At 71.6% G+C, this 18,735-nt stretch carries 18 protein-coding genes; 7 read left to right on the top strand and 11 right to left on the bottom strand.

Annotated features, from left to right (window positions below; all coding sequences use genetic code 11):
- Positions 1–211 precede the first annotated feature (211 nt).
- Complete coding sequence (locus QF034_RS11375) at positions 212–1,000, bottom strand: SDR family oxidoreductase (RefSeq protein ID WP_307174827.1); 789 nt, start codon at positions 998–1,000, stop codon at positions 212–214.
- Positions 1,001–1,079: 79 nt separating this feature from the next.
- The gene (locus QF034_RS11370; protein WP_307174826.1) at positions 1,080–2,114 is read right to left on the bottom strand and encodes a Gfo/Idh/MocA family protein; all 1,035 of its coding nucleotides are present in this window, start codon (positions 2,112–2,114) and stop codon (positions 1,080–1,082) included.
- A gap of 85 nt (positions 2,115–2,199) precedes the next feature.
- Between QF034_RS11370 and QF034_RS11365 the strand changes: the two genes are divergently transcribed.
- Both QF034_RS11365 and QF034_RS11360 read left to right on the top strand, forming a co-directional pair.
- On the top strand, positions 2,200–3,567 hold the full coding sequence (locus QF034_RS11365) for a multidrug effflux MFS transporter (protein WP_307174825.1): 1,368 nt from the start codon (positions 2,200–2,202) through the stop codon (positions 3,565–3,567).
- 11 nt (positions 3,568–3,578) lie between these two features.
- Entirely contained in the window at positions 3,579–4,694 is a 1,116-nt protein-coding gene (locus tag QF034_RS11360; protein WP_307179852.1) for a serine hydrolase domain-containing protein, read from the top strand.
- 64 nt (positions 4,695–4,758) lie between these two features.
- On the opposite strand, the gene QF034_RS11355 is transcribed toward QF034_RS11360, so the two are convergent.
- Entirely contained in the window at positions 4,759–5,976 is a 1,218-nt protein-coding gene (locus QF034_RS11355) for an ABC transporter substrate-binding protein (RefSeq protein WP_307174824.1), read from the bottom strand.
- 212 nt (positions 5,977–6,188) lie between these two features.
- Between QF034_RS11355 and QF034_RS11350 the strand changes: the two genes are divergently transcribed.
- Positions 6,189–7,175: a small ribosomal subunit Rsm22 family protein gene (locus QF034_RS11350; protein ID WP_307174823.1), complete on the top strand. Its 987-nt coding sequence runs from the start codon at positions 6,189–6,191 to the stop codon at positions 7,173–7,175.
- A gap of 28 nt (positions 7,176–7,203) precedes the next feature.
- On the opposite strand, the gene QF034_RS11345 is transcribed toward QF034_RS11350, so the two are convergent.
- Positions 7,204–8,550 carry a S28 family serine protease gene (locus QF034_RS11345; RefSeq protein WP_307174822.1) on the bottom strand — a complete coding sequence of 449 codons (1,347 nt, stop codon included), beginning with the start codon at positions 8,548–8,550 and terminating at the stop codon, positions 7,204–7,206.
- 116 nt (positions 8,551–8,666) lie between these two features.
- The gene (locus QF034_RS11340; protein WP_307174821.1) at positions 8,667–8,876 is read right to left on the bottom strand and encodes a DUF6243 family protein; all 210 of its coding nucleotides are present in this window, start codon (positions 8,874–8,876) and stop codon (positions 8,667–8,669) included.
- Between the two features lie 108 nt (positions 8,877–8,984).
- On the opposite strand from QF034_RS11340, the gene QF034_RS11335 reads away from it, so the two are divergent.
- Positions 8,985–9,611, top strand: coding sequence for a TetR/AcrR family transcriptional regulator (locus QF034_RS11335; RefSeq protein WP_307174820.1), 627 nt, complete (start codon positions 8,985–8,987; stop codon positions 9,609–9,611).
- Here the strand turns inward: QF034_RS11335 and QF034_RS11330 are convergent.
- Positions 9,590–10,498: a glycerophosphodiester phosphodiesterase gene (locus QF034_RS11330; RefSeq protein ID WP_307174819.1), complete on the bottom strand. Its 909-nt coding sequence runs from the start codon at positions 10,496–10,498 to the stop codon at positions 9,590–9,592. The genes QF034_RS11335 and QF034_RS11330 overlap by 22 nt on opposite strands.
- A gap of 210 nt (positions 10,499–10,708) precedes the next feature.
- Between QF034_RS11330 and QF034_RS11325 the strand changes: the two genes are divergently transcribed.
- Positions 10,709–11,440: a bifunctional DNA primase/polymerase gene (locus QF034_RS11325; protein WP_307174818.1), complete on the top strand. Its 732-nt coding sequence runs from the start codon at positions 10,709–10,711 to the stop codon at positions 11,438–11,440.
- A gap of 24 nt (positions 11,441–11,464) precedes the next feature.
- Here QF034_RS11325 and QF034_RS11320 read toward each other — a convergent pair whose 3' ends face one another.
- From QF034_RS11320 to efeO, 4 genes are all read right to left on the bottom strand, one after another.
- Positions 11,465–12,466 carry an SCO2278 family lipoprotein gene (locus QF034_RS11320; protein WP_307174817.1) on the bottom strand — a complete coding sequence of 334 codons (1,002 nt, stop codon included), beginning with the start codon at positions 12,464–12,466 and terminating at the stop codon, positions 11,465–11,467.
- 407 nt (positions 12,467–12,873) lie between these two features.
- Positions 12,874–13,719, bottom strand: a complete 846-nt coding sequence (efeU, locus tag QF034_RS11315) for an iron uptake transporter permease EfeU (RefSeq protein WP_307174816.1) — start codon at positions 13,717–13,719, stop codon at positions 12,874–12,876.
- 5 nt (positions 13,720–13,724) lie between these two features.
- Positions 13,725–14,969, bottom strand: coding sequence for an iron uptake transporter deferrochelatase/peroxidase subunit (gene efeB / locus QF034_RS11310; protein WP_307174815.1), 1,245 nt, complete (start codon positions 14,967–14,969; stop codon positions 13,725–13,727).
- A 14-nt stretch (positions 14,970–14,983) separates the two neighbouring features.
- The gene (gene efeO, locus QF034_RS11305; RefSeq protein ID WP_307174814.1) at positions 14,984–16,132 is read right to left on the bottom strand and encodes an iron uptake system protein EfeO; all 1,149 of its coding nucleotides are present in this window, start codon (positions 16,130–16,132) and stop codon (positions 14,984–14,986) included.
- A 160-nt stretch (positions 16,133–16,292) separates the two neighbouring features.
- On the opposite strand from efeO, the gene QF034_RS11300 reads away from it, so the two are divergent.
- Together QF034_RS11300 and QF034_RS11295 are read left to right on the top strand one after the other, a co-directional pair.
- Positions 16,293–17,162, top strand: coding sequence for a phospholipase D-like domain-containing protein (locus QF034_RS11300; protein ID WP_307174813.1), 870 nt, complete (start codon positions 16,293–16,295; stop codon positions 17,160–17,162).
- Positions 17,155–17,799: a PhzF family phenazine biosynthesis protein gene (locus QF034_RS11295; RefSeq protein ID WP_307174812.1), complete on the top strand. Its 645-nt coding sequence runs from the start codon at positions 17,155–17,157 to the stop codon at positions 17,797–17,799. The genes QF034_RS11300 and QF034_RS11295 overlap by 8 nt, the downstream gene beginning before the upstream one ends.
- A 68-nt stretch (positions 17,800–17,867) precedes the next feature.
- Here QF034_RS11295 and map read toward each other — a convergent pair whose 3' ends face one another.
- A complete protein-coding gene (gene map / locus QF034_RS11290; protein ID WP_307174811.1) occupies positions 17,868–18,725 on the bottom strand; it encodes a type I methionyl aminopeptidase in 858 nt (285 codons plus the stop codon).
- Positions 18,726–18,735 lie beyond the last annotated feature (10 nt).

Genomic DNA, 18,735 nt, shown 5'->3' with positions numbered 1-18,735 from the left:
TACCCCGCGGTCCCACGCGGGGTCCACCCCCACCCGGTGCCATGGAACGACTGCCGCCCACCCCCCTGGATGTGGCCGACGGAAGCTGTCTGCTCCAACTGTGAAGCTTTCGTGTAGGAGATTTGAGCATAAGTGCCCGACCGGCCGCAATGGGGCGGACGTTCATATTCCGTTTGTGCAGGTTGACGAGTTGACGAATGCCGCTCCGGGATCAGCCGCGCCCGACGTACGGCATCGCCGTGGCCAGTACGGTCGCGAACTGCACATTCGCCTCCAGCGGCAGCTCCGCCATGTGCCGGACCGTGCGGGCCACGTCGGCGACGTCCATGACCGGTTCCGGGGCGACTTCGCCGTTCGCCTGCAGGGCTCCCGTCTGCATACGGGCCGTCATATCGGTCGCCGCGTTGCCGATGTCGATCTGTCCGACGGCGATCCGGTACGGCCGCCCGTCCAGCGACAGCGACTTGGTCAGACCGGTCAGCGCGTGCTTGGTCGCGGTGTAGGCCACCGAATGGGGGCGGGGCGCGTGCGCGGAGACCGAACCGTTGTTGATGATCCGCCCGCCCTGCGGCTGCTGCTCCTTCATCTGCCGGTACGCCGCCTGCGCGCACAGGAACGCCCCGTTGAGGTTGGTGTCCACCACGTGCCGCCACGCCTCGTAGGGCAGCTCCTCGACCGGCACGCCGCCGGGCCCGAACGTGCCCGCGTTGTTGAACAGCAGGTCCACCCGCCCGAAGTGCTCGACGGTGGCGGCGAACAGGGCGGTCACGTCCTCGGGCCGTGAGACGTCCGTCCGCACGGCGAGAGTGGCACCCTCGGGCACCAGGGCCGCCGTCTCCTCCAGCGTCTCGGCCCGCCGCCCCGCCAGCGCCACCGACCAGCCGGCGCGGAGCAGCTCCACGGCGACCGCCCGGCCGATGCCGGAGCCCGCCCCGGTCACCACCGCGATACCAGTTTGCTCGGCGCCAGTTTGCTTCGCACCAGTTTGCTTCGCGTTCATGGGCCCGCAGCGTACGGGAGGGCCCGCCGTCCAAAACTCGTTCGTCAGCCGGCGGGTGCCGGGTGGGTGTCCGCCAGGCTCACGCCGGCGTGAGCTCGGCCGTGAGGTCCTCGTCCGGGGTCTCTCCCGGGTAGCGGACGCCGACCCGGTCCCGGATGGCGTCGAGCGTCCGCATCACGGCGAGCGTGCCGTCGAGCGGGACGAGCGGGGACTCGGTCTCGCCGGCGCGCAGGGCGCGCATCACCTCGGCTGCCTCGTGCCGGAGGCTGTTGCGGGGTCCGTCCGCCGGGTCGGCCGTGAACTCCTCGGGGTCGCGGCCGTCCCGGTGCAGTACGAAGCGGTCCGGGAAGAAGAAGCCGTGCGGGATGTCGATACGGCCCTGGGAGCCGGTGACCGAGGCCGAGGTCGCCGTGCCGCCCACGATGGAGCAGTGCACCGAGCCGAGAGCGCCGCTCTCCCAGGAGAGCAGTGCTCCCGTCTGGAGATCGACACCCTCATCGGAGAGCACCGCTCTCGCCGCGATGTCCGACGGCTCCCCGAGCAGCAGCTGCGCGAACGACACCGGATACACGCCCAGATCGAGCAACGCGCCCCCGCCCAGCTCGGGGTTCCGCAGCCGATGCGAGGGCGGGAACGGCCCGGCCAGCCCGAAATCGGCCTGGACCGTGCGCACTTCGCCGATCGCGCCGTCGTCGACCAGCGACTTCAGCCGCCGCACCAGCGGATTGCAGTACATCCACATCGCCTCCATCAGGAAGCGCCCGTGCTCCCGCGCCAGCGCGACGAGTTCCGCCGCCTCGCGCACGTTCAGCGTGAACGGCTTCTCGCACAGCACGTTCCGCCCGGCCGCCAGACACAGACCGGCGGCGGCCCGGTGCGCCGTGTGCGGGGTGGCGACGTAGACGACATCGATGTCCTCGTCCCGGGCGAGCGCGTCCCAGTCGCCGTACGCCCGCGGAATCCCGAAGCGCTCCGCGAACGTCTTCGCCGACGCCTCCGAACGGGACGCCACCGCCACGACTTCCGCGTCCGGCAGGTCGATCAGGTCCGCGGTGAACGCGCCCGCGATCCCCCCGGTCGCCAGGATGCCCCACCGCACCGTGTCCGCAGTCATTCCCGCCCCGCCTTCACCTCGTAACCCGAGCAGCCCGTACGAGCTGAGAGCATAGGTGGCGATCGACTCGAAAAGGGAGGGACTCATGCCCGAGGGTGGGGCGTCCATACCGAACACCGCGCAGGGGGCCGCAGCCGGGGCGGAGCCCCCCGGCCTCACAGCGCACCGCCGCACCGGGCTCCTGGTCACCTTCCTCCTCGGCAGCCTGACCGCCGTACCCCCGCTGGCGATGGACATGTACCTCCCGGCGCTGCCGGAGGTCACCCGCGCCCTGCACGCGCCCGCCGCGACCGTCCAGCTCACCCTCACCACCTGCCTGGCCGGCATGGCGCTCGGCCAGCTCGTCGTCGGGCCGATGAGCGACCGCTGGGGACGCCGCCGCCCCCTGCTCGCCGGGCTCGGCGTCTTCGTCGTCGCCACCGTCCTGTGCGCCCTCGCGCCCACCGTCGAACTCCTGGTCGCCTTCCGGCTGGCGCAGGGCCTCGCGGGCGCCGCCGCGATCGTCATCGCCCGGGCCGTCGTCCGCGACCTGTACGACGGCATGGCCATGGCCCGTTTCTTCTCCACCCTCATGCTGATCTCCGGGGTCGCCCCGATCGTCGCGCCGCTCATCGGCGGGCAGGTCCTGCGCGTGACGGACTGGCGGGGCGTGTTCGTCGTCCTCACGGCCATCGGCATCCTGATCGGGGTCCTGGTCTGGACGAGGCTGCCCGAGACCCTGCCGCCCGCCCAGCGCCACAGCGGCGGCGTCGGCGAGGCCCTGCACGCGATGCGCGGCCTGCTCGCCGACCGCTCCTTCGCCGGCTACACCCTCACCGGCGGCTTCGCCTTCGCCGCCCTGTTCGCCTACATCTCCGCGTCCCCGTTCGTCATCCAGGAGATCTACGGCGCCTCCCCGCAGACGTTCAGCCTGCTGTTCGGCGTCAACTCGGTCGGGCTGGTCCTCGTCGGCCAGATCAACGGCAAGGTCCTGGTCGGCCGGGTCAGCCTGGACCGCGTCCTGGGGATCGGACTGACCATCGTCATCACCGCCGCGACCGCGCTGCTGCTGATGTCCCTGGGTGTGTTCGGTGAGGTCTCCCTCGCGCCCGTCGCCGTCGCGCTGTTCGTCCTGATGTCCGCGATGGGCATCACCCTGCCCAACACCCAGGCACTCGCCCTCATGCGCACCAAGCACGCCGCCGGCTCCGCGTCCGCCCTGCTCGGCACGTCGTCGTTCCTCATCGGCGCGGTCGCCTCCCCGCTCGTCGGCGTCGCCGGGGAGGACACGGCCGTCCCGATGGCCGTCGTCCAACTGGCCGCCGCCCTGGTGGCGCTGGCCTGCTTCGTGGGAATGTGCCGACCCTGGAAGACGGACGGGAGGACGGAAGAGACTCCGGACCGGAATCCGGCCGAGGAGACGGACGGGAAGACGGACGGCAGGCGCGCGAGCGTGGAGGGAGCAGGGAGCTGAGCGCACCACGACTGCGCCACGGCACGCCGGAACGGGCCGGGCTCGACCGCGGGGAACTGCGTCACCTGGTCCGGGAGGTCCACGTCCTCACCACCGGCCGGCGCCCCTGGGCGCCGGGCGCGGTCCTGGTCGTCGGCCGCGGCCCGGTGATCGCCGTGGAGGAGGCGGCGGGCTGGGCCGTGCGGTACTCGGCCTACGACGAGGACACCGACACCGGCGTGGAACTGCCCGTCGAGGACCGGGTCCCGATGACCGTCGGCACCCCCTTCGACCTGGCGTCCCTGACCAAACTGTTCACAGCCGTGGCCGCCGTGCAGCAGATCGAGCGCGGCACCCTGGGCATCGACGCGCGGGTGGGGGCGTACCTGCCCGACTTCACGGCAGCCGCCCGGCACGGCATCACCGTACGGCAGCTGCTCACCCACACCTCCGGGCTGCGGCCCGACCTCCCGCTGTACGACTGCGCCGACGACGCCGGGCGGCTGGCCGCGCTGCAGTCGGAGGCGCCGGTCGGGGCACCGGGCACGTACCGCTACTCCGACCTGAACATGCTGCTCCTCCAGCACCTCCTGGAACGCCTCACCGGCCGCACGCTCGACGTCCTCTTCCGCGACGGCATCACCCGGCCGCTGGGCATGACGGCGACGGAGTTCGGGCCGTGCCCCGGGGCGGCGGCGACGGAGGACCAGCGGCGGCCGTGGGCCAAGGCGGACCGGGGGATGCTGCGGGGCGAGGTGCACGACGAGAACGCCTGGGCGCTCGGGGGAGTGGCGGGCCACGCGGGCCTCTTCTCCACGGGCCGGGACCTCGCGGTCTTCTGCCGCACCCTCCTGGCCGGCGGCTCCTACGGCCCCGCCCGCATCCTCGGCCCCGACTTCGTCGAACTCCTCTTCACGCCGCCCGGCCTGGGCTTCTCGCTCGACCAGCCGTGGTTCATGGGCGACCTGGCGGGACGCGGCGCGGCGGGCCACACGGGCTTCACGGGCACGTCCCTCGTGCTCGACCCGGCGACGGAGACGTTCCTCATCCTCCTCACCAACGCGGTCCATCCCCGTCGTCGCCGCCCGGACAGCGCGCCGAGGGCGGCGGCGGGGTCGCGGGTGGCGCGGGCGTTGCGGGGGATGTGAGACCCGCGTTCCGCCGCCGACCGCGTCGGGGGTGCCGCCACGGCCGAACCACAGGGACCGACCCTCAATCCTGCCCGGCCTGTCTTTGCACCTGCTCCAGGACCTGTTTCGCGGAACTCGTCCCGTTGAAGAGCTGGGCCCCGTACTGGTTGAGCAGGTGGTTGACCTGCTCCCAGTGTTTCGTCGTACGCAGCGGAATCGACGTGGCATTGGCGGCTTCGAGAACCTCTCGGGCGCCGGCGAGGTGGGCGCTCTCGTACCACGCGTGCTGTGCCGACTCACGTGACGGATAGGCACGTCCCACCCCGCCGAGCCACTCCAGTTGCTTCTTGGCGGTCATCAGCGTGATCGCCTTGAACGCCCGCTCCGGGTCCGGGCAGGACTTGGAGATGCCGAATCCGGAACCGGCCGAGTACGTCCTGCTTCCGTCCGGGCCGGCGGGAATCGTGGTCAGGCCCACCTGGAAGCCGGCCTGGTTCTTCAGGTTCAGCAGCGCCCACGGCCCGCTGGCGCCCATGGCCACGTCGCCGCTGAGGAACATTCTCTCGGCGAAGAATGCGGCATCGGCCCCGGGCAGGTGGGGAGCGACCTTCTTCCTGGCCGCCAGGTCGGCGTACCACTGCACGCCCCTGGTCATGGTGGCGGCGGTCAGTCGCAGGTTGCCCGCCGCGTCGGTGGGTTGCGCACCGGTCTTGGTCAGCACCATGGGAAACATCCACAGATCCTGAGGCGCCGCCACGAACCCGTACTTCCGGTCTCCGGTCAGCTTGCGTGCGACCGACTCGAACTCGGCCAGAGTCCATCCCGGCTTGGGCTCCGGCACCCCGGCGTTCCGGAACATGCCCTTGTTGTACGTGAGGATCACCGGGCCGAAGTCGTACGGCAGCGCGTACTGCTTCCCGTCGGCACTCAGACCCTTCATGATCGATTTGTCGAAATCCGTCACATCGAACTTGTTCTTGGCGATCAGATCGTCGAGCGGCAGCATGCCCTGGGTGTAGCCGGCGGTGCGGAGCGACTGCATCGAGACGATGCAGGGCGCATCGCCCCTGTCGAAGCGGGTGCCGAGCTTGGCGAAGTAGTCATCGAAGGACGAGGTCTCAAGCTTGATCGTGATCTGCGGATCCTCGCCGGACACACGGTCCGCGAGTTCACGCCAGACCTGATGTTCCTCACCGCCGTCGGCCCACATCGACCAGGTCAACGTCTTCGAGCCGCCACCGTCGGCGCCGCACGCCATGACCAGCGTCCCGGCCAGCGCCAGGGCGACGGCTGCCCGCACTGCGGTGAGCGGTCCTTTCACAGCATGTCCAAACGTCCCCTTTGGTGGCATATGCACGGATTATGACATGGTTCACATGTGCATGCCTCGCCGACCGCGACGAGGTGATCCACGGGGAGAGGGGGCAACCTGTCATGCCGACCGCACCACATGCGCAGGCGGCCGGTCCGGACGGGTGAGTCTCCGGGTCCGGGCCCTCGTAGAATCGCCGGGTGAACGCCCCCGCACCCTCGGCCGAAACCCTCCGCACCGCCCTCGCCGGTCTGCTCGACGGGCTGCCGCCCCGGCAGGCCGCGCAGGCGGTCGAGCGGCTGATCGCCAGCTACCGCGGGGCCACCCCGACCGACGCGCCGATCCTGCGGGACCGGGCGGATGTGGCCGCCTACGCGGCTTACCGGATGCCCGCGACCTTCGAGGCGGCGCGGTCGGCGCTGGAGGCGTTCGCCGAGGCCGCGCCCGCGTGGGTGCCCGGATCGCACACCGACGTCGGCGGCGGTACCGGTGCGGCGGCCTGGGCCGTGAGCGCGACCTGGGGCGGGGAGCGGCCCGTCACCGTGCTCGACTGGGCCGAGCCCGCGCTCGCCCTGGGCCGGGAGATCGCCGCGGCCGACCCGGCCCTGCGGGACGTACGGTGGCAGCGCTCTCGGATCGGAGCGGCGCTCACCCTGGAGAGCACTGATCTCGTCACCGTCTCCTACGTCCTCAACGAGCTGACCGCCCCCGACCGCACCGCCCTCGTCGACGCCGCCGCGGCCGCCGCCCAGGCCGTCGTGATCGTCGAACCCGGCACCCCCGACGGCTACGCCCGCGTCATCGAGGCCCGCGACCGGCTGATCGGCGCCGGCTTCCACGTCGCCGCGCCCTGCCCGCACAGCGCCGCCTGCCCCATCGCCCCGGGCACGGACTGGTGCCACTTCTCCGCCCGGGTCAGCCGTTCCTCCCTGCACCGCCAGGTCAAGGGCGGCTCCCTCCCTTACGAGGACGAGAAGTTCAGCTACGTCGCCGCCGCCCGCTTCCCCGTCACCCCGGCCCCCTCCCGCGTCGTCCGGCGCCCGCAGATCCGCAAGGGCCAGGTCCTCCTCGACCTGTGCGAGACCGAACCGTCCCTGCACCGCACCACCGTCACCAAACGCCACGGCGACCTCTACAAGGCGGCACGGGACGCGGACTGGGGCGACCCCTGGCCTCCGGCGCCCTGACCGGAGCCGGTCAACCCTGAGGAGCCCGTCAACCTTGACCGGCCCAGCGGGACAACGCCTCCTGCGCCGACGCCCGGTCGGCGGGGGACAGGTCGGCGATGTCGACACCGTGATTGCCGCCCGGCACCCACAGGACCCGTGAGTCGGCCCCGCCGGGCCGGAAGTACTCGGCCACGGAGGGGTCCTGGGTGCCGTAGACGAACAGCAGCCGGCTGCCGTGGCGGCGGACCCAGCGGTCGATGTCCGGCATGGCCTCCGGGTCGAAGACCATGGGGATGTCCCTGGGGACGAAGGTGCGCGCCGCGATGCCGTCGGGGTGGCGCAGCAGGTCCGCCACGTGGTCGGTGGGGACATCGCCGTACCCCAGTTGCGTGCCGATCTGGTACCAGTACGGGACGTACCGCCGCGCAGCCGTGTCGGCGTACAGGGACAGCCCCGCCCATTCGTCCAGCCACGCGTACAGCTCGTCGGTCGTCGCCTCCGGGCCGGGGATCGCGGCGACGTCCGTCGGCGTTGCGCGCTGCCAGAACATGAACAGCACACGCAGCACGGCGATTTCGAACGCCTGGTCGGCGCTGCCGATGATGCGGAAGGCATCCCCCCGGGAGGTCGCCCAGGCCTCGTAGCGGGCGACCATCTCGGCCCGGCGCAGCAGCATCTGCCGCTGGGCGGCCTTGACGGCCTCACGGTCGGGGGCGGTGCCGACCGTCTCCAGGAAGCGGAGGTAGGCGGAGTCGTCGCGGTCGTCGACGTTGTTCGGCGCCGAGTAGACCACCGTGCCGTCCACGTCGTGGGGGTGGAAGCGGCGGTGGTAGACGCTCGCCATGCCGCCCTTGCTGCTGCCGGTGGAGATCCACGCGCCCGGGTAGAGCCGGCGGAAGAGGCGGACGACGCGGTGGTGGTCGTCGGCGGCCTGGCGGATCGTGAGGTGGGCGTAGCCGGGCCCGGCAGGGAGCGAAGCCCCGAAGTAGCGGTGTTCCACCTGGAGTTGGTTGGCTCCGAGCAGGATCGTCGGTTCGCTCCGCCAGGGTGTGAGGACCGCGTGGTAACCGGTGGTGGTGAGCACCATGGGCCGGTCGGCGGCGGTGTGCAGCAGGGTGAGGCGCTGCTCGAAGGTGCCGGCCGCGGGGTTCGTGTGGTCGACCGGCTGGCGCACGCCGAGGACGAAGTGCCGGTAGCCCGGTTCGGCGTCCTGCCGCTCCTCGATCAGCCGCAGCCCGGGCAGCGCCCGCAGCGCGTCCGCGATGTGGCCGGTACCGGGACGGGCCGCTCCGGCCGCCGCCCGGGCGGGCAGGGCCGTCGTCGCGGCCAGACCCGCCGCCGAGACGGCCGTCGCCGCCGAGGTGAGCAGTCGTCGTCTCGTCCACACGCGCATCGTGAGTCCTCCCGGGTGTCCGTCGGCCGTGGTTTCTCGGCCGCTTCAGTACATCCGCCGGACGTCCCGGGAGGATCCCGCGCGCGAGGGGACCGTCTCCCCCGGGCGGGGGAGGCTCACGACGACTTGTCGGTCGTACGGTCCTCCTGTCCTTCCTGCTGCTGCCGTTTCTCCTGAAGCTTGCGCAGCAACTCGCGTTTCTGGGCCTGCGGATCGAGGCCGCCGCCGATCCGGCCGCCCCGGCCGCCGCCGCGCAGCGCCTCGCGGCCGAGCTTCTGGCGCGATCCGCCGACACCCAGCAGGTTTCCGGCTCCGCCTCGGGTCATGTGGGGGCTCCTTCCCTGACTCTCCTCCGCGACGAGACGGTTCGTCTCGCCCATGGTGCTTCACTGTCCGCGAGACGCTCCGTCTTGTCAACCTGATAAATTCGAGCCATGGCCGCACAGAAGTCCGTCCAGCCCGCCCCCGACTCCACCCGGCGCAGTGAGAAGTCCCGCCGCGCCATCTACGACGCCGCCCTCGCGCTCGTCGTGGAGGTCGGTTATCCGAAGACCACCATCGAGGGCATCGCCGCCCGCGCGGGCGTCGGCAAGCAGACGATCTACCGCTGGTGGTCGTCGAAGGCGGACGTGCTGATGGAGGCGTTCCTCGACCTCGCCGAGCAGGCGTCACGCGAGGGGGGTCACGAGCCGTACGCCTTCCCGGACACCGGCGACCTCGCCGCCGACCTCAAGGTCGTACTGCGGGCCACCGTCGACGAGCTGAAAGACCCCCGGTTCGAGGTGCCGTCCCGTGCCCTGGCCGCGCAGGGCGTGGTGGACGAACAGTTCGGGCGTCAGCTCGTCGCCAAGCTCCTCCAGCCCTCACTCGACCTGTACATGGAACGGCTGCGCGCCGCCCAGGACGCCGGGCAGGTGCGCCCCGGCATCGACCCGCGCATCGCCCTGGAGCTCTTCGTCTCCCCGCTGGCCCAGCGCTGGCTCCAGCACACGGGCCCGATCTCCTACGAGTACACCGACACCCTCGTCGACTACGCCCTTCACGGCCTCGCGCCGCGCTGAGGGCCGCGCCGGCCGGCCCGCGCGAGGCGCCCCGGCGCGTCCGTGATCACGCCGTCGCAGCCCAGCGCCAGTACGCGGTCCCGCTGGGCGTCCGTCACCACCGTGTGCGCCCACACCCGCCGGATCCCCGACTTCACCGCCCGCGCGAGATCCGTGTCACGCGCCCGGTGGTCCACGTCCAGCAGGTCCACGTACGACCGCCAGCGCTCCGGACGGTCCGTGCGCAGTTGCCGCGCCGAGCGCCACAACTGCGTGAGCAGGCCGAGGCGGTGGACGCGCCGGGCCACCTCGGGGTCGTTGGAGTTCACGAACACCGAGCGGGTCAGGCCACGGGCCCGGATCAACCCGGCCAGCCGGTTCAGGCTGCGCGGGTCCTTCGCCTCCAGCATCAGCACGATCCGCCCGCCCAAACGGTCCAGCACCTCGGCGACCGTCGGCGGCCGTTCCGACCGCCAGCTGCCGGGCAGCGCGTCCTTCGGGCGCAGCCGTACGCCCTGCCACTCCCGGGCGTCGAGTCCGCGCACCTCGCCGCCGAGGTAGGTGGTGCGGTTCAGGGTCTCGTCGTGGAACACCACGGGCGTCCCGTCGCGCAGCAGCCGCGTGTCGAAGTCCAGCACGTGCGCCGTACCGCGCTCGTAGGCGGCCACCAGCCCCGTCATGCTGTTCTCGGGGACCTCGCGGGCGCCGCCGCGGTGGGCGACGTAGGTGATCCGGGGGAGCGCCGCCACGGTCAGCGGGCCGGTGCCCCACTCCAGCGGGTGGGTGCGCCCCGCCGGCGGACGGATGCCCGCCGGCAGGGCCGGGGCGGCGCCGGCCGGTCCCGTGAGGGTCAGCGAGACCACCGAAACCGCGGAGGCGAGGCCCGTCAGCGCGATCCTTGTGACCATGGCGACTACGGTAGGGCGCCATGTCACGGCAAAGCGGGCAATGACACCCGATCACGGTGCGGAGTACCTCTCGCCCCACGGGCATATGCCTCGCCCCACCGGTACCCGTCTCGGTCCTCCTGCCCCGGATGTGGGCACTGGCCCCCCGGCGCGCGGCAAGATGGGACCATGAGGCATGCTGTTGCGCACGACAGCGAGGCGAGGGGATAGATGAGCGCGGAGTACGGCGGCAGGACCGGCCTACAGGGCAAACTCACCCAGTGGCTGCGCGCCGGGCGCCGGCCCAAGGAGACCGCCGGTGACGGCGGCCGTGAGGCCCTGCTGCTCGCCGCCGCCGGAGCGGGACTGCCGCTCGCGCCCGCCGCCCACCCGGCCGGCTACCGCTGCTCCTGCGACCGCGTCGGCTGTCCCACCCCGGCCCGGCACCCGGTGTCCTTCGCCTGGCAGACGCAGTCGACCACCGACCGCGCCCAGATCGAACGCTGGGCCCGCCATCAGCCGCAGGCCAACTTCATCACCGCGACCGGCATGGTGCACGACGTCCTCGACGTGCCCCTGGATGCCGGTCGCAGTGCGTTGGAGCGGCTGCTCGCCGCAGGTGTCGAGGTCGGGCCCGTCGCCGAGAGCGACGACGGCCGCATGCTGTTCTTCACCCTCACCCGCGGGACGCCCGAGGACGAGGACGAGTGGTGGCCGTGCGAACTGGACTGCCACCCCGAGACGATGGACGAGCACCCCGGGCTGCGGTGGCACTGCCGCGGCTCCTACGTCCTCGTACCGCCGGCGCGGCTGCCCGGCGAGCACCAGGTGCACTGGGTGCGCGGGCCCGAGCATCCGCTGCCCGATCCACTCACCCTGCTGGAGACGCTGACCGAGGCCTGTGCCCGGTACGCCGGTGAGGACGCCGGCCACGCTGAGGCGGCCTGGCCGCTGCGGCACTGAGCCGACCCGGCTTCGTTTCTGCCTTTACGAGCCCTCTGCCGAGGTCATTCCCTGGATCCGGCCGAGGATCGTCACCTTTGGGCTGCCGCTGCCCTTCGGCGGGTCCAGGGCCACCTCGTTGGAGACGAACTCCATCAGGAGGGACTGCTTGACCTCGCCGTCCGTCAGCGCGAGGACGTCCTTGTTGGGGATGGGGAACGTCGTGCCCGCGTAGGCCGTCTGCTTCTCGTAGTGCCGTGTCGTGAAGAACACCAGCGCGCCGCCGTCCGCCGTGCGCAGGGCGAGGGGCTGGTAGTCGCCGTTGGTCAGCGGCTCGTCGATGTACTGGGTGACCAGGCCCGGCCTCTTGGCGTTCTTCGCGCGCAGGGCGCGCCACTGGCTGGTGTGGGAGCCGTCGGCGAAGGTGTCCCCGCCGCTCTTGAGGTAGGTCGTGTAGTCCTGGCTCAGGTCGCGGGGGGTGGCGGCCAGGCCGGTCGAGTTCACGGGGACGGACTCGGCCCAGCCGTCCGCGTCCTTCTTGAACTGCGGGACCTTGCCCGGTGCGACGAGGGTGAGGTACGCGACCTGGAAGGGGTCGTCCAGGCTGCTGCGGGTGAACACGAGCAGCCAGCGGGCGGCGCCGCCCTTGTTGCCGGCCGCGTCGACGAGGAACCAGCGGGGCCAGCCGGCCTTCTTGGGGATCGTGTACTTGGCGTCCGTCAGCTTCAGGGGCGTGTGGTTCGGGTTGCCGTCCGGGTTGTTCGTCTTGCCGGCCTTCAGGCGTGCCGAGTCGATGTCGGCCAGGGCGCCGGTGGTGTGGTCGGCGTCCAGGGAGGCGTCGTAGGCCTCGTCGGCCGCGTTGTACGCGGTCGTGAACTCCTGGAGGGCCTTGGCGGCTTCGGCGCGGGTGGTCGACGGGAGGATCTCCCGTTCCCCGTGCACCACGACGCATCCGCTCGCCGTCAACGACAAAGCGGTCACCGAGGCTGCTATGAGGGCGCTCCGGGCGGACCTGCGGAGCGTTCGAGGGTCGCGATCCCTGCTCATCGGGTTCCTTCACCTTCCCCTTTCCGGAGGCGAACCCTACCGGGTGCCTCCGGCGGTTGGGCGGGGGGTGCCTGCGGCGGCCTGCGCGGGTGCGGTGGGGGTGCGCGTAGCGCCTTACGCCGGGTGGTGGGTCGGGGCCGCGCCGGGGGGTGTCCGTCCTCGGAACGGCGCGATGGGGTTATCCACCAACTAACCGGCGTTGACGCGCCAACCGCTGCGGGCGGACACCCCCCGACACGTCCCCTTCCGTGCGTACGCGAGTGCGGGTGCGTCGTGGCCGCCCTAGCTGCGGGCAGTCGTGCCTCCCCCAGTGCCTTAAGGGCCTGGGAGGTGCCCCCAGGGCGGCACGGGTGGGCGCAGCGGCACCCCGTTCCGCCGGGTTGCGGGCCCACCCCGCCCCGGCGGTGTCAGACCTTGTCGCGTACCGGTGTTGTGGTTGTCCGGCGGCGTCCGAAGTCCGTCGGGGCCAGGAACAGTGCGAGGGTCGGGAGTAGATACAGCAGCCACACCGTGACCTGGAGGACCGTCGGGTCGGGCTGGAAGTTGAAGATGCCCTTCAGGAGGGTGCCGTACCAGCTGGACGGATCGACGGTGTCGCTGATGTCGAACGCCAGGTTCTTCTCGCCCGGCAGGAAGCGGGCCTCCTGCAAGTCGTGGAAGCCGTACGCCAGTACGCCCGCCGCGACGACGACCAGCATGCCGCCGGTCCAGGTGAAGAACCGGGCGAGATTGATGCGCAGGGCGCCCCGGTAGAACAGCCAGCCCAGGAGGACCGCCGTCAACAGGCCCAGGGCGACGCCGAGAAGAGGGCGCGGGCTGCCGTCGCTGGCCGCGTGGACGGACGCCCAGACGAACAGGGCCGTTTCCAGGCCCTCCCGGCCCACCGCCAGGAACGCCGTGGCGACCAGCGCGCCCGTACCCATGGCGAGGGCCGCGTCCAGCTTGCCGTGCAGTTCGGACTTCAGGTGCCGGGCGGTGCGCCGCATCCAGAACACCATCCACGTCACCAGAGCGACCGCGAGGATCGACAGGGACCCGCCGAGGGCCTCCTGCGCCTCGAACGTCAGCTCCTGGGAGCCGAATTCGAGGGCGCAGCCGAAGCCGAGCGCGAGGGCGACCGCGATGCCGATGCCGATCCAGATCGGGCGCAGCGCGTCCCTGCGGTCCGTCTTGACCAGGTAGGCGATGAGGATGCAGACGACGAGGCTCGCCTCCAGGCCCTCGCGCAGACCGATCAGGTAGTTGGAGAACAACGGGCTCAGGCCTCCTTGGAGAACAGCGTCCGGCCCCACCAGTCGTCCTTGTCACGGACGCCCGGCGGGATGGCGAAGAGCGCCGAACCCACGTGCTGGATGTACTCGTTGAGCGCGTCCGTGGCCAGGTTGCGCTGGATCGGGATGAACCCCTTGCGGACGTCGCGCTGGTAGGCCAGGAAGAACAGGCCCGCGTCCAGGCGGCCCAGTCCGTCCGTGCCGTCGGTGAAGGAGTAGCCCCGGCGCAGGATCGTCGCCCCGTGGTTGGCGTCGGGGTGCGCGAGCCGGACGTGCGCGTCGGGCTTCATGGCCTTCAGGAACGGCTCGTCGCGCTCCTTCGCCTTGCCGACCGGGGCGCCCTCGCCCTTGTCCCGGCCGAAGATGTCCTCCTGCTCCTGGAGCGAGGTGCGGTCCCAGGTCTCGATGTGCATGCGGATGCGGCGGGCGACGAGGTAGGAGCCGTTCGTCATCCAGGACGGGCCGTCCTTCTCGCCCACCCACACGAACTTCTTCAGCCGGTCCGTCTCCGTGCCCGCGATGTTGCGGGTGCCGTCCTTGAAGCCCATCAGGTTGCGCGGCGTCTGTGCCTCGGGTGTCGTCGACGACGTCTTGCCGAAGCCGAGCTGCGACCAGCGGATGACGACCTTGCCGAAGCCGATGCGGGCCAGGTTGCGGATGGCGTGCACGGCGACCTGCGGATCGTCCGCGCAGGCCTGGACGCACAGGTCGCCCCCGCTGCGGTTCTTGTCCAGGTTGTCGCCCGCGAACTTCGGCAGGTCCACCAGGGCGTCCGGTCGTTGCTCCGCCAGGCCGAACTTCTCGAACAGGCTCGGGCCGAAGCCGATCGTGAGAGTCAGGCGGGAGGGCTTGAGGTCCAGGGCCTCGCCGGTGTCGTCCGGGGGCGCTTCGGGGAGGCCGCCGAAGCCGCCCTCGCCCACCGGGCGCCCGGCCGTCATACGGCGGGCGGCTTCCGTCCAGTCCTTCAGCAGCTGGACGAACTCCGCCCGGTCGTCGGTCGTCACGTCGAACGCGGCGAAGTGCAGCCGGTCCTGGACCGGGGTGGCGATGCCCGCCTGGTGCGGGCCGTGGAAGGGGATCGCGGTTCCGGTGTCCGGCGCGGGATCGTCGTCGGTGCGGGCCATCGCCACGGCTCCGCCCGCCGCGGCGGCGCCGAGGGCCAGGCCCGCACCGCCCCAGCCGAGCAGGGCGCGCCGGGAGGGGGAGTGGGAGGGGGTGTCGTTGTCCGTCATGGCGGGCGCCCCCTCTACTTCGCGACTGCGGCGGCGAGCTTCGACAGGGGCTCGGCCAGCGCGTTGACCGCGTCCGAGAGCTCCTTGCGGTCGGCCTTGCCGACCTTGTCGTACGAGGTGAAGTCGTACGACGTCGTGTCCGGGCGGTACTTGTCGAGCAGCGTGTTCAGGGTGGCGAACTGCTTGTCCAGTTCAGTGGTGAGGGCCTTGTCGTTCTCCTGCGCGACCGGCTTCAGCAGCTCGTAGGACTTCTGCGCGCCCTCGACGTTGGCCTTGAAGTCGACCAGGTCGGTGTGCGAGTAGCGCTCCTCCTCGCCGGTGACCTTGCCGGTGGCGACCTCGTCGAGGAGTTCCTTGGCGCCGTTGGCCATCGAGGTCGGGGTGATGTCGGCCTTGCCGACCCGCTCCTGCCAGTCCTTCAGGTCGGTGATGAGCCGGTCGGCGAGCTCCTTCTCCCGGTCGCCGATCTTCTTGTCCTGCCAGAGGGCCTTCTCCAGGCGGTGCCAGCCGGTCCAGTCCTTCGCCGGGTCCTGGCCGGCCTCCAGGCCGTCCTCGCGGACGTCGACCTTGGGGTCGATGTCGCCGAAGGACTCGGCGACCGGCTCGGTGCGCTCCCAGCCGATGCGGGAGGGGGCGTAGGCCTTCTTCGCGGCGTCCAGGTCGCCGTCCTTGACGGCCCGGGCGAAGGTCTCGGCCTTGGGCAGGGTCTCGTCGGCCTGCTCTTGCGTGTAGGCGCGGTAAGCCGCCACGGCCTGGTCCAGGCGCGGGTCGCGCTTGACCGCCTTGCCGCCGGTGGCCTTGACGGCCTGGCGGATGCCCTTGCCCTTCATGCCGGGCTTGCAGGCGATCTGGTAGTCGCCGGCCTTCACCTCGGCGGTGACCCGCTGCTTGGTGCCGGGGCCTATGTTCTCCCGCTCGGTGACCACGCGGTCGTCGGGGAAGAGCACGTAGACCTCGGTGACCTTGGAACCCTTGTTCTCGACGGCCAGTTCGACGTGCCCGGCGGGGAACTCCTTCTTCGACACCTCGCACTTGTCGTCCGTGGCTGTCACGTGGACCACATGGTCGCCGTCCTCGGCGTTGCTCTTCTCCGTACAGCCGGTGACAGCGGTCAGAGCCGCCGCTGCGGCGATCACGACGGATACAGGGCTGGCGGGTCGCATGAAAGCTCCAGGTTACGGGGAAGGTGAGGCTCACCTAAGCTAGATAAGGATTACCTGAGTGGCTCAAAATCGCTGCCATGAACTGGTCAAGGGCAGGTCAAAAGTCGCGCTTCGGGAGGATCGGCGGTGCGCGGCGGCCGGCGTCCCCGAGACTGTCCCCATGACGCGGGCGCACAGGGAGACGGCACCGGCCGGGGCGCTGGTCCTGGACGTCCACGGCCGCCCCGGGCCGCCACCGTTGCGCTTCGAGGCGGCCGACGGCGGCCGGCTGCTGCTGCGGCAGGGTCGCCGGCCGGTGCTGCTCGGCCGCGTGGACGGCCCGAACGAAGGCCTCTTCCTGCATCGACTGCCCGGCTACCGCTCACCGCTGCCACCCGTCCGCGCCGACCTGGCCCGCTCGAACGCGAACGTGCCGCACCAGTACGCGCGATGGCTCGAAGACTCCTCGCGCGGCCCGCTGCATGACGCGCGCTGGCTCCTCGCCCCCCGGTGCGTCTTCCCGCCCTATGTGTGGACCGGCGACTTCATGCGCGGATGGCCCGGCTGCTACCTCGACTGGTGCGCCGGCGGCTGGCAGGGAGTCGTGCCTCTGCGCCCTCTCTCGGCGCCGGACGCGCCCCGGGTGAAGGCCTACCGGCGACGGGCCCGCGAGGGCACCCTGGCGCCGGTGCTCCTGTGGTTCGTGACCCCCCTCGACGGCTGGCTGATCCTCGACGGCCACGACCGGGCCGTCGCCGCGTTGGCGGAGGGCTCGGACCCCGAGTGCGTGGTGCTCGCCCGAGCCGTCGACGACGGTGTCTGGCGGGGGCAGCTGCGGACCCTGACCGACGAGCACGAGCGGCGCACGGCGGAACTGGCGCGCCGCCCCGGGACGGAGGACCTGAGGCACCGCCTGGCCCAGGGCCTCGGCACCGCACTGGCGGACCTGCCCTACGAAGCGGCCCGCACGGTCGCCTGGCCCCTTCCCGGCGGTCCGGCCGCCTGGGACGACCTGGCCGCCCGGGCGATGTTTGAATGCCTCCGTGACTGACTACGACGTGCTCCGCGTCTTCTGTGGCCCGGACGGTGGATACGGCAACGAACTCGGTGTCGTGCGCGAGGGCTCCCTGCTGCCCGAGCGGAGCGAGCGGCAGGCGTTCGCCGCGAAGCTCGGGTTCAGCGAGACCGTGTTCGTCGACGACCCCGAGCGCGGGGTGATCGACATCTACACGCCCACCCTGCGCCTGCCTTTCGCCGGGCACCCCTGTGTCGGGACGGCCTGGCTGCTCGACGTGCCCGAACTGGTCACGCCCGCCGGGGTGGTCGGTGCCCGGCAGGACGGGGAGTTCTGCTGGATCGAGGCGCGGGCGGAGTGGGTGCCGCAGCGCACCCTGCGGCAGTACGGCAGCGCCGCCGAGGTCGACGGCCTGGCCGTGCCGCCGCCGGGGGAGTGGGTGTACGCCTGGGCGTGGCAGGACGAGCCCGCCGGACGGGTGCGGGCCCGGGCCTTCCCCGGGCGCGGCGACGGGATCGACGAGGACGAGGCGACCGGGGCGGCGGCCCTGCTGCTCACCGACCGGCTCGGCCGGGCCCTCAACATCACCCAGGGCGCGGGCTCCCAGATCCTCACCGCACCCCAGCCGGGCGGCTGGACCGAGGTCGGCGGCCGGGTGCACCTCGAACGCTGACCCGGGGGGCGCGCGAGATCGACACCGAGCCCGCCGATCCGGAGTACCCCCTGTCCCCGCCGACCGGTCTACGGCAGCGTGAGGATCTCCGCGCCCGACTCCGTGACCACCAGCGTGTGCTCGAACTGGGCCGTCCGCTTGCGGTCCTTGGTCACGACCGTCCAGCCGTCGTCCCACATGTCGTACTCGTGCGTCCCGAGCGTCAGCATGGGCTCGATCGTGAACGTCATCCCCGGCTGGATGACCGTCGTCGCGTGCGGGCTGTCGTAGTGCGGGATGATCAGGCCCGAGTGGAACGACGAGTTGATGCCGTGGCCGGTGAAGTCCCGGACCACCCCGTAGCCGAAGCGCTTGGCGTACGACTCGATGACCCGGCCGATGACGTTGATCTGCCGGCCCGGCTTGACCGCCTTGATCGCCCGGTTGAGGGACTCCCGGGTCCGCTCCACCAGCAGCCGCGACTCCTCGTCGACGTCACCGACCAGGTAGGTGGCGTTGTTGTCGCCGTGCACGCCGCCGATGTACGCCGTCACGTCCAGGTTGACGATGTCGCCGTCGCGCAGGACGGTCGAGTCCGGGATGCCGTGGCAGATGACCTCGTTGACGCTGGTGCACAGCGACTTCGGGAAGCCCCGGTAGCCGAGCGTCGAGGGGTAGGCGCCGTGGTCGCACATGTACTCGTGCGCCACCCGGTCCAGTTCGTCGGTGGTCACCCCGGGGGCGATCAGCTTCGCGGCCTCCGCCATCGCCCGGGCGGCGATCCGGCCGGCGAGCCGCATCGCCTCGATCGTCTCGGGCGTCTGCACCTCCGGTCCGGTGTACGGCGTCGGCGCGGGCTTGCCGACGTACTCGGGGCGGCGGATGTTTCCGGGCACGGGACGGGTGGGGGACAGCTCCCCCGGTACGAGCAGCGACTGGCCAGACATGCCAGCGAGT

This window comes from Streptomyces africanus (assembly GCF_030816955.1).
GTDB lineage: Bacteria > Actinomycetota > Actinomycetes > Streptomycetales > Streptomycetaceae > Streptomyces > Streptomyces africanus.
Note: the sequence above shows the minus strand (reverse complement) of the source record. Positions and strands in the feature narration are given on the sequence as shown.